Source organism: Frankia gtarii, assembly GCF_025403375.1.
Taxonomy (GTDB): domain Bacteria; phylum Actinomycetota; class Actinomycetes; order Frankiales; family Frankiaceae; genus Frankia; species Frankia gtarii.
Map to the genome: position 1 here is coordinate 1 of NZ_JAMPTM010000269.1, position 9,023 is coordinate 9,023.

The window sequence follows — 9,023 nt, forward strand, 5'->3', positions numbered from 1 at the left end:
ACCCGGACTCCCCCCGCACGGACTTCTCCGGCGGGGGATCAGGCTGTCGGGATCAGGGGCATGAGCGGCCTGCGTGGAGTCGGCACGATCGTCCTGTCCGCGAGCGGGCAGCCCACGTCGTCACCGGGGCACCTGGTCCGTCTCGGCGACGTGCCCACCGATCTGCTGCTCGGGGCGAAGCACCACGTCGACGGCCTGGTGCGGGAGTTCGCGCTGGCCGCGGGCGGCGCGGCGTCCGGTGCCAGCGCGGCGGTGCCGGAGCGGCTCGCCGAACTACTGGGGACGGTCACGACGCGTTTCGCCGGGCCCCGCCAGGCGATCAAACGGCAGGCGCTGGCGGCCGCGTCGGCCGGGCGGCCGCGCACCCCGCTGGAGCTGGTCCTCCCGCTGAGCACGGCGGCCGACGCCGAGCAGTACCTGGCGGCGCTGGAGGAGATCGAGGACTACGCGCGCGCCGCCAGGCTGCTCACCGTCGAGTCACCGCCGCAGCATGTGGCGTTCCGGCGGTGGTACATCGGCTCGCTGGTCGAGCAGCTGCACGCCGCCGAACGCCGCGAGGGCACGGTGACGACCCGCAGCTTCGAGCAGTACCTGCTGGACACCCTCGACGTGGTCGTCGCCTCCCAGCGCATCGCGGAGCGTTCCGCCCGCCTGCAACGGGTCACCGCCGCCCTGGCCCGCGCGACGACCCCGGAGCAGGTCGCCGCCGCCGTCGTCTCGCAGGGCGCGAAGGCCCTCGGCGCCAGCGGCGGCGTGCTGCTGATCCCGCAGGGCGCCGGGCGGCTGGCCATCCCCGGGTCTGTCGGCTACGGGGAGAGCATGATCGCGGCGCTGCGCGCCGAGCGGCTCGACGACCGGCTGCCGGCGACGGATGCGTTGCGTGGCGGCGAGCCGGTGTGGCTGGAGTCGCGCCGCGAGCGCGACCACCGCTATCCCGACCTCGCCGAGCTTGAACCCACGGCGGTGTCGATGTGCGTGCTGCCCCTGTTCGTCGGGGACCGTACCCTCGGTGCCCTGCGGTTCTCCTTCGACCATTCCCGCCTGTTCGACGACGACGAGCGGGCCTTCGTCCAGGCCCTGGCGACGCAGACCGCGCTGGCACTGGAACGGGCCCGGCTGTTCACCGTCGAGCGGGATGCCCGGGAACGCACCGCGCTGTTCGCCGCCGCCACCGACCTGTTCACCTCCACCCTGGACACCCGGCGCATCCTGGAGCACCTGGTCAGCCTGCTCGTTCCGTGGCATGCGGGGCAGGCGGCGGCGTGCCGGTTCGACGACGACGGCGGCGTGGAGATCGTCGCCGCCAGCCAGGGCTTCCCCGACGGTGGGGGCATGACGCAGGCGCTGCGCACCGGCCGGCCGGCCCGTTCCCCGGACGGCACGCGGCTGGCCCTGCCGATGGTGCTCGGCGGGCGGCCGGTGGCGGCGGTCGGCCTCGCCGCCGCCGAGGGGCGGGCCTACGAGGACGACGAGCAACGGGTGGTCGCCGAGCTCGTCGACCGGGCGACGGTGGCGATCGGCAACGCCCGCCAGTACGAGCAGGAGCGGCTGACCGCGGTCACGCTGCAACACAGTCTGCTGCCCCAACGCCTGCCCGAGCTCCCCGGGCTCGCCTTCGCCTGGCGTTACCTGCCCGGCAGCGCCGGGGCGCTGGTGGGCGGCGACTGGTACGACGTGCTGCCCCTCGACGACGGCCGGATCGCGCTGGTCATCGGTGACGTCATGGGCCATGGGATCCACGCGGCGGCGATCATGGGCCAGCTGCGCGCCGCGGTGCGCGCGCACGCGGTCGCCCAGACCAGCCCCGCGGTTGTACTCGCCCTGCTCGACGCCGCGGCCAACCGGCTCGAGCAGGGTCGGATCGCGACGGCGGCGTTCGCGCTGCTCGACCCCGTCGACGGCCAGCTCGTCCTCGCCTCCGCCGGGCATCTGCCCCCGCTGCTGATCCCCCCGCGGGAACCGGCCCGCTACCTGCTCGTCGAACCCGGACCGCCGCTGACCGCCGGCCTGCCGGACTACCCCGAGACGAAGCTGACGGTGGAGCCGGGCAGCACCCTGCTGTTCTTCACCGACGGCCTGGTCGAGGACCGCCGCCGACCGGTCGACGAGGGGATGGAGCTGCTGCGGGCGGGGGCGGCGGCGCACGGCACCCCCGAGGAGGTCTGCGACCGGGCGCTGGCCGCGCTGGGCCGCGACTCCGACACCGAGGACGACATCGCCCTGCTCGCCGTCCGCCTCGGCTGACCTCGCCCGTCAGGACTTGCGGGCCACGCCGCAGTAGCCGTCGACGGCGGGGGGAAGGCTGCCATCGGGGGTGGCGGCGGGCCGCCAGTGGGTGTGCGGGACGACCCCGGGCGGCATGAGTTCGAGGCCGTCGAAGCGGCGGGCGAGCTGCTCCGGGGTGCGCAGGATGTAGGGCACCGCGCCGCTGTCGTTGTACTCGTCCTGGGCGGCGTCGAACTCCCCGCCGCCCGCGGGCAGGGTGCCGTCGTAGCTGACGAGGTAGCTGCCGGGGACGAGCGGGGCCAGCAGGGCGTCGAGGATCCGGCGCAGCTCCGCGTCGTCGGCGATGTGGCCCAGCACGCCCATGAGCATCAGCGCGACCGGCCGGTCGAGGTCGAGGGTGCGCGCGGCGCCGGCCAGGACGGCGGCCGGGTCGCGCAGGTCGGCCTCGAGGTAGTCGGTGGCGCCCTGCGAGGTGCCGACGAGCAGCGCGCGGGCGTGGACGAGCACCAGCGGGTCGTTGTCCACGTACACGATCCGGGAGTCGGGCGCGGCCCGCTGGGCGACCTCGTGGGTGTTGTCGGCGGTGGGCAGGCCGGTGCCGATGTCGAGGAACTGGCGGATGCCGGCGTCGGTGGCGAGCCAGGTCACCGACCGGGTGAGGAAGCCGCGGGAGGCGCGGGCCAGCTCGGCGATGCCGGGGAAGACCTTGAGGTACTCGTCGCCGGCCACCCGGTCCACCGAATAGGAGTCCTTGCCGCCCAGCCAGTGGTTCCAGATCCGCGCCGAGTGCGGCACGGAGGTGTCGATCCGGGCGCCCGGGTTCTGCTGGGGCGACACGTCGGCTGTCATGGGTGATCTCCGGAGGTCCACGGGACGACAAGGCTGGCAGAACGCCACTGCCGGGCACACGGTAATACGTGGAGATGAACCCCGCTGCTGGAGAGCCGCGGAGGCGGGCCGCCGGCCATCGGCGCCGATATCGGTTGAGCGCCGACCAGTCGCGGCATATACAACGTAAGGGCGTGACTCGGATCACCGCATATCCGCGGTCGCGGCCGGCGGCACGGCACCCCTGATCCATCCGGATCCCTCCGGATCCGCCTCGACACGAAGGAACACCCGTGGCCGATGAGCAGCGCATCTCCACCACCCGCCGGATCTCCGCCCCGACCGGGCGGATCTTCGAGCTCGTCACGGACCCCGCCGGGCACGTCAAGATCGACGGGTCGGGCATGCTCGTGGCCGCCGGGGACGCCCGGCGCGTGACGAGCGCCGGCGACGCCTTCGAGATGGACATGGACCGCGAGCCACTCGGCGACATTCCGATGGGCAAGTACCGCGTTCGCAACGTCGTCACCCGCATCGAGCCGGATGCCCTGGTCGAGTGGACGGTCGGCGGCATCGACCACCCCCCGATCGGCCACGTCTACGGCTACACCCTCGCGCCGGTCGACGACCACACCACCGACGTCACCTCCTACTGCGACTGGAGCGGCGTGTCGGAGAAGTGGAAGGCCCGCGTGAGCTGGCCGGTGGTGCCGCTGACGATGCTGGAGAAGTCGCTGGCCAACCTCGACCGGGTGGTCACCTTCCCCACCACGGACGCCTGAGCCTGGATGCACCGTCGGGTTTGTCCGGTGATCGGTGTGGTGAACGAGAAAGTGCCCTCTGGCCTGGGAGACCCGGTCGCCGAGCACGTCCGTCTGCCTGCCGACACCCGCTCGTGCCAGATCTACATGGCGGACCACGGCCCTGGGGCGCCGGCAGTTGCCGGTGGCCGGAGTCGGGGCGACCGGATCGGTCACGAGGTATCTCGCCGGCCGGGGTCGGCTCCGGGTGATGCCGGCGCTGGGCGGGTGGCCCAGCGGATGGCCGAGACGATGCCGTGACCGGCCAGGCGGCCGACGGTCGCCTCCGCCGCGGGCAGGTACGGCAGCCGTAGCGGCCAGCGGCTCCAGGCGGGCATCAGTCCCACGGCCGCCGACGCCAGCGCGCCGTAAGGGGGCCGCGCCACCAGTGGTAGCGGCGCCTGCAGCAGCAGGTAGCGGGCGGCGGCTCGGGCCTCGGGGGTGCCGGCGAGTTCGGGGCGGAACTCGCGCAGGGCTCGCGCCAGCTCCGCTTCGGTACGCGGCGGGTCGGCGGCGCCGAGCCGGTCGGCGACGATTGCGGCGTCGGCGATGTAGGCGTCGCGCTCGTCGGCGTCCAGCGGGCCGCCGGTGCCGTAGCGCTGGAACGCGGCGAGGAAGCTGTCCACCTCGGCTACGTGTACCCAGCGCAGCAGGTGCGGGTCGCCGGCGGCGTAGGGGCGCCCGTCGGGTGCCACCCCGCGGACCTGCCGGTGCACCCCGCGGACCCGGGCGACGGCCCGCTCGGCCTCCTCGGCCGGCCCGAAGGTCGTCGCCGCGAGGAAGAAGCTGGTGCGTTGCAGCCGGCCCCACGGGTCACGCCGAAAGTCCGAGTGCCCCGCCACGCCGGCCATGGCCAGCGGGTGCAGCGACTGCAGCAGCAGCGCGCGCAGCCCACCGACGAACATCGCCGCGTCCGCGTGCACACGGCGGATCGGCCGATCCTCGCCGAACCAGCGTTCACCCTCGGCCTCGAAGATCTGTTCCCGCCGGCGAGGGCCCTGCGGACCGGCGACGCGCTGCAGGACGTGGCCACCGAGCCAGGCCCGCACATCGTCGGAACCGCGGGTCATCCGCACACCAACCATTACCCCATGATGCGCTGGTTCGTCGCCGCGCGATCCTGCTGCTGTGGGCGCCGATGCGGCGTCCCCTCTAAGGTGGCAGTCATGAGTTCGACAGTGCTCTCACCTCCCGCCGCGTAGGGCGGGCTGCCAGGGAAGACCAACGCACCGGGGGACGACACCCGGCGCGCCGGTCGTGCTGCCCGCAGAGGGAATCACACGACCACTTCCTCACGCGGAGAGCGCACAGTGTCGAATACTGTTGTCCCCCTGCCCATCGGGCGCGGCCTGCTGTACTTGGCTGTTGCCGGTGCCACCTGGAGCACCACCGGAGCCGCGGTGGACCTTGTCTGCCGATCCAGCGATCTGGGGCCGGTGGCCGTGTCCTTCTGGCGCTTCGTCAGTGGCCTGTTCGTGCTGCTCGTAGGCCGAGCGGTATGGCCGTCCCGTTCGGCGAACCGGGCCCACGTGGCCGTGCAGCCCCGGCGCCGACGGCTGTTCCTGCGGGTGGGGACGGGTCTGGGCCTCGCCGTGTTCCAGACCGCCTATTTCGGGGCGGTCGCGACGACGGGGCTGGCAGTGGGCACGATCGTCACGCTGGGAGCTGGGCCGGTACTCACCGCCGTGGGCGCGCGACTCATGCTGGGTGAGCGGCTGGGACAGGGAATCGTGGCGGTGGCTGTGGCACTCGGCGGCCTGACGGTGCTTGTCCTCGGCAATCGGGGCGGAACGGTGCGTCCGCCGGGTGTTGTGCTCGCGCTGCTGTCCGCCTCGGGATACGCCCTGGCCACGCTGCTGGCCCGGTGGATCGGGCGCGCGGGTGGCGGCGAGGACCCGTCCGTCACGACGGCGTGGGCCTTCGGCATCGGAGCCGCGGCCTTGCTGCCGCTGGCCGCGGCAGGAGGACTCATGCCGCACACCACCGACCTCGGCCGGGTGCTGGTGCTCCTCGCGTATGTGGCCGTGGTGCCGACGGCACTGGCCTATCCGCTCTACTTCGCCGGCGCGGCGGTCGTGCGCGCCGGCACCACGTCAGCGATCATGCTGATCGAGCCGGTGGGTGCCGCCGTACTCGCGGTCACGCTGCTCGGAGAGCAGCTCTCGGCGGCGACATTGATCGGTACTCTGCTGCTCCTGTCCGCCGTCGTCTGTCTGGTGATGGCCGAGGTCCGCCTCGCAGGTGACGCAGGGTCCTAGACGCCCGGCCCGGTGAGGGGTCGTCCCGCTCGCGCACGAGGGTCAGTGGCTAGCGGCGCTCGAACACCCAGGCGGCGGCCACCGCGGCGCCGACCACGACGCCGACGAGCAGGATCCCGCCGAGCACGAAGAAGCCGACCGTCTTGATCAGAGCGATCGCGACGGGCAGCGCGGCGGCGAGCACGAACACGCCACGGGTGCGCACCGGGGTGTTCGCGACCGCGAAGAGTTTGCGTGGCCCGCTGATGCGGGAGACGTTGAGCTCGTCGGACACCGACGGCATGAGCCGGATCGTCGTCCAGGTCAGCGCGACGAAGGCGACCGTCAGCACGAGGGCGTAGAGGAACCCGAAGGCGCGCCCGAAGGCGTCGAACGACGCTCCGGCGGCGATCACCGTGAGCACCAGCGGGATGTACCACGAGGTGGTGCGGTCCTGACGAGCCTGGCCGGCCAGGCGGCGCGCCTGCGCGAACCGCTCACCGCGCCGGCCCGATCTCCGGTTTCCACCCGGCGACTCGCCGTAGTACCCGTCCGCCATGAGCCCTCGACTCCCCTCGACGGTGAATGCCGCCATGTCCCGCACCATGCATGGAGACGACACTGCACCCCTCGGTATTTTCCCCCTTGCCGGCGTCCTGCGGCATGTGATTTCCGGGGAAGACCACAATCGAAGGGCCCCGAGGTGGCGGCTGGAAACGTCTGGAGGCACCTGGAGGAGAGACGGCTCACGGACGGACGCGGCCGTTACCGTTGCGATATGTGTCGCAACATCACCGAACTGCGGGGGCTGGAGCCGCCCGCGACCGCCGACGAAGTACAGGCCGCCGCCCGCCAGTTCGTGCGGAAGATCAGTGGCCTGCGCCAACCGCCGGCCACGGTCGACGAGGCCTTCGAGACGGCTGTCCGCGAGGTCGCGGCCTCGGTGCACCGGCTGCTCGACGCGCTGCCGGCCCGTCGCCAGCCGCCCTCGACGGTGCCGCCACTGCGACGCCCGGAGGTACGCGCCCGGGTCACCGGCTAGCCACTATCGGCCCACTATCGGCGCTGGGTCTCGGCCCGGGAACGGCGGCGGCGGCTGCCGGAGTCGACGAGCCGGTCCGGCGCCTTGCCCGCGAGTGCGTCGGCGCGATCGGTGGCCACGCTGTCGGCGATCAGCTCCTTCGTGCGGTCCTGCTCCTGGTTGTCAAGGCCGTGCAACAAGCTGTCGAACATGGTCACGTGCTCACTCCACCTGGTCGGCTCCGCGGCGTTGCGCCCTTACCGTCATCCCTTCCCGCCCTCACGTGCATAAAGCACCGAATTTGCTCCGATCTGGTGCTGACGACAAACAAGCCGCTGACCTGCAGGTTTGTCTTCATTAGGGGCAGCGCGGTGGTCGGTGCGGGTGTGCATGGACGCGGTCGCGGGAACAGACACCTCGCGGGGAGGTGAAGGCGGATGACGGTGCGTACGGCCACGTCGCTCGGGCCGACGGCCGAGGTCCCCACCCCGTCGGCGGCGGTGGTCGAGCTGCTCGCAGTGCTGCGCCGGCACCTGCACATGGACACGGCCTGGCTCGGCCGGATCGAGGGCGACATGCTCGTCATCCAGGCCCTCAGCGGCGACGGCGACTCCTTCCACATCACCCAGGGATCGACCGTGCGCCGGCGCAGGGGCCTGTACGCCGGGGTCCTCAGCGGCCAGCTGCCGACGCTCATCCCGGACACCCTCGCCGACCCTCGCACCGCCGATTCGCCCGCCGTGCGTGAGCTCGACATCCGTTCCTACGTCGCCGCGCCGGTCGTGACCGGCGACGGCACGATCTACGGTGTGCTCGGCTGCCTGGGCCATCGGCCCCACCGCGAGCTGCGCGAGCGGGACGCCCAGTTCCTGCTGATGCTCGCCGAGATCCTGCGCGACTCGGTGTCCGATCTGCACCGGATGTGGCAGACGCACAGCCAGCTCTGGCTCGACGTCAGCCGTCTGATCGACCAGGGCGGCCCGACGCTCGCCTTCCAGCCGGTGTTCGACCTGGAACGGGCGCGGATCGTCGGGGTGGAGGCGTTGTCCCGGTTCCCGGACCCCTGCCGCAGCACCGCGCAGTGGTTCGTGGCGGCCGGGGCGGTCGGGCTGACCGTCGAGCTGGAGCTCGCCGCGGTGCGCCGCGCGCTGGCCGCGCTCCCCCGGATCCCCGCGCACATCGGCCTCGCCGTCAACGCCTCGGCGACCACCCTGTCCGCCGGCCTGGTGGAGATGATCGCTGGAACGGACGCGGAGCGCCTCCTGGTGGAGATCACCGAGCATCAGCGGATCACCGACGCCCCCGAGGTCACCCGCGACCTGGACCGACTGCGCCGGATCGGGGTCCGGTTCGCCGCCGATGACGTCGGCGCCGGCTACTCCGGGCTGGAGCAGCTCGTCCGGCTACGGCCGGAGATCATCAAGATGGACTGCAGCCTGACCCAGGGCATCGACACCGATCCGGCGCGGCGCGCGGTCGCGACGGGACTCGTGCACGTCGCCGAGGAGATCGGCGGCGGCGTGGTCGCCGAGGGCATCGAGACGGCCGGCGAGCTGCTCACCACCCGCGACACCGGCATCCGCTACGGCCAGGGATTCCTGCTCGGCTCCCCCACCCCCGTGCTGCGCGACGCCTGCGTCGCCGCCGGCGAGTGAGCAGCCCCGATCGCCCGGACGGACTCCCCCGTCGCGGGCGACGCCGGACGGATGCCCTCCGGTGACCGGGGTTGCGGGAACGACGGCAGGACATCACCCAGGGCGGTGGACACGCCGCCGCCGGCGGCGCTCGCGCCGCGGGCGAGGTGGGTGGCGCACGCCGAGATGTACAGGCGGACCAGGCCGGAGCGCCCGCTCGACGTCGGCGCCCCGGCCGAGAGCAGGCGGCGGCGCGAGCCGCGGCGCGGCGGGGGTG

Annotated in this window: 9 protein-coding genes and 1 pseudogene; 5 read left to right on the forward strand and 5 right to left on the reverse strand. The window is 72.9% G+C overall.

Annotation, left to right across the window (positions count from 1 at the left end; all coding sequences use genetic code 11):
* Nucleotides 1-60: 60 nt before the first annotated feature.
* The gene (locus tag NBZ83_RS26480; RefSeq protein WP_261576006.1) at nt 61-2,244 is read left to right on the forward strand and encodes a GAF domain-containing SpoIIE family protein phosphatase; all 2,184 of its coding nucleotides are present in this window, start codon (nt 61-63) and stop codon (nt 2,242-2,244) included.
* 9 nt (nt 2,245-2,253) lie between these two features.
* Here NBZ83_RS26480 and NBZ83_RS26485 read toward each other — a convergent pair whose 3' ends face one another.
* Nucleotides 2,254-3,075 (reverse strand): SAM-dependent methyltransferase, encoded by an 822-nt coding sequence (locus NBZ83_RS26485; protein WP_261576007.1) that lies wholly within the window; start codon nt 3,073-3,075, stop codon nt 2,254-2,256.
* A gap of 272 nt (nt 3,076-3,347) precedes the next feature.
* Here NBZ83_RS26485 and NBZ83_RS26490 point away from each other — a divergent pair, with 272 nt between their 5' ends.
* Nucleotides 3,348-3,836, forward strand: coding sequence for an SRPBCC family protein (locus tag NBZ83_RS26490; protein ID WP_261569106.1), 489 nt, complete (start codon nt 3,348-3,350; stop codon nt 3,834-3,836).
* A gap of 191 nt (nt 3,837-4,027) precedes the next feature.
* On the opposite strand, the gene NBZ83_RS26495 is transcribed toward NBZ83_RS26490, so the two are convergent.
* Nucleotides 4,028-4,924, reverse strand: a complete 897-nt coding sequence (locus NBZ83_RS26495; RefSeq protein ID WP_261576008.1) for an oxygenase MpaB family protein — start codon at nt 4,922-4,924, stop codon at nt 4,028-4,030.
* A gap of 240 nt (nt 4,925-5,164) precedes the next feature.
* Between NBZ83_RS26495 and NBZ83_RS26500 the strand changes: the two genes are divergently transcribed.
* Entirely contained in the window at nt 5,165-6,112 is a 948-nt protein-coding gene (locus tag NBZ83_RS26500) for a DMT family transporter (protein ID WP_261569108.1), read from the forward strand.
* Nucleotides 6,113-6,161: 49 nt separating this feature from the next.
* Here the strand turns inward: NBZ83_RS26500 and NBZ83_RS26505 are convergent, their stop codons facing one another.
* On the reverse strand, nt 6,162-6,650 hold the full coding sequence (locus NBZ83_RS26505; RefSeq protein ID WP_261569130.1) for a hypothetical protein: 489 nt from the start codon (nt 6,648-6,650) through the stop codon (nt 6,162-6,164).
* A 219-nt stretch (nt 6,651-6,869) separates the two neighbouring features.
* Here NBZ83_RS26505 and NBZ83_RS26510 point away from each other — a divergent pair, with 219 nt between their 5' ends.
* Complete coding sequence (locus NBZ83_RS26510) at nt 6,870-7,133, forward strand: DUF2277 domain-containing protein (RefSeq protein ID WP_261576009.1); 264 nt, start codon at nt 6,870-6,872, stop codon at nt 7,131-7,133.
* Between the two features lie 14 nt (nt 7,134-7,147).
* Here NBZ83_RS26510 and NBZ83_RS26515 read toward each other — a convergent pair whose 3' ends face one another.
* Complete coding sequence (locus NBZ83_RS26515; protein WP_261569131.1) at nt 7,148-7,330, reverse strand: hypothetical protein; 183 nt, start codon at nt 7,328-7,330, stop codon at nt 7,148-7,150.
* Between the two features lie 219 nt (nt 7,331-7,549).
* Here NBZ83_RS26515 and NBZ83_RS26520 point away from each other — a divergent pair, with 219 nt between their 5' ends.
* On the forward strand, nt 7,550-8,767 hold the full coding sequence (locus tag NBZ83_RS26520) for a sensor domain-containing phosphodiesterase (protein ID WP_261569110.1): 1,218 nt from the start codon (nt 7,550-7,552) through the stop codon (nt 8,765-8,767).
* Here NBZ83_RS26520 and NBZ83_RS26525 read toward each other — a convergent pair.
* Nucleotides 8,695-9,023 (reverse strand): annotated as a pseudogene (locus NBZ83_RS26525) (MMPL family transporter); the annotation flags it as partial. The gene NBZ83_RS26520 and the pseudogene NBZ83_RS26525 overlap by 73 nt on opposite strands.

Coding starts and splice junctions, on each gene's coding strand:
- NBZ83_RS26480 (WP_261576006.1), top strand. CDS start 61: ATGAGCGGCCTGCGTGGAGTCGGCACGATCGTCCTGTCCGCGAGCGGG.
- NBZ83_RS26485 (WP_261576007.1), bottom strand. CDS start 3,075: ATGACAGCCGACGTGTCGCCCCAGCAGAACCCGGGCGCCCGGATCGAC.
- NBZ83_RS26495 (WP_261576008.1), bottom strand. CDS start 4,924: ATGACCCGCGGTTCCGACGATGTGCGGGCCTGGCTCGGTGGCCACGTC.
- NBZ83_RS26505 (WP_261569130.1), bottom strand. CDS start 6,650: ATGGCGGACGGGTACTACGGCGAGTCGCCGGGTGGAAACCGGAGATCG.
- NBZ83_RS26510 (WP_261576009.1), top strand. CDS start 6,870: ATGTGTCGCAACATCACCGAACTGCGGGGGCTGGAGCCGCCCGCGACC.
- NBZ83_RS26520 (WP_261569110.1), top strand. CDS start 7,550: ATGACGGTGCGTACGGCCACGTCGCTCGGGCCGACGGCCGAGGTCCCC.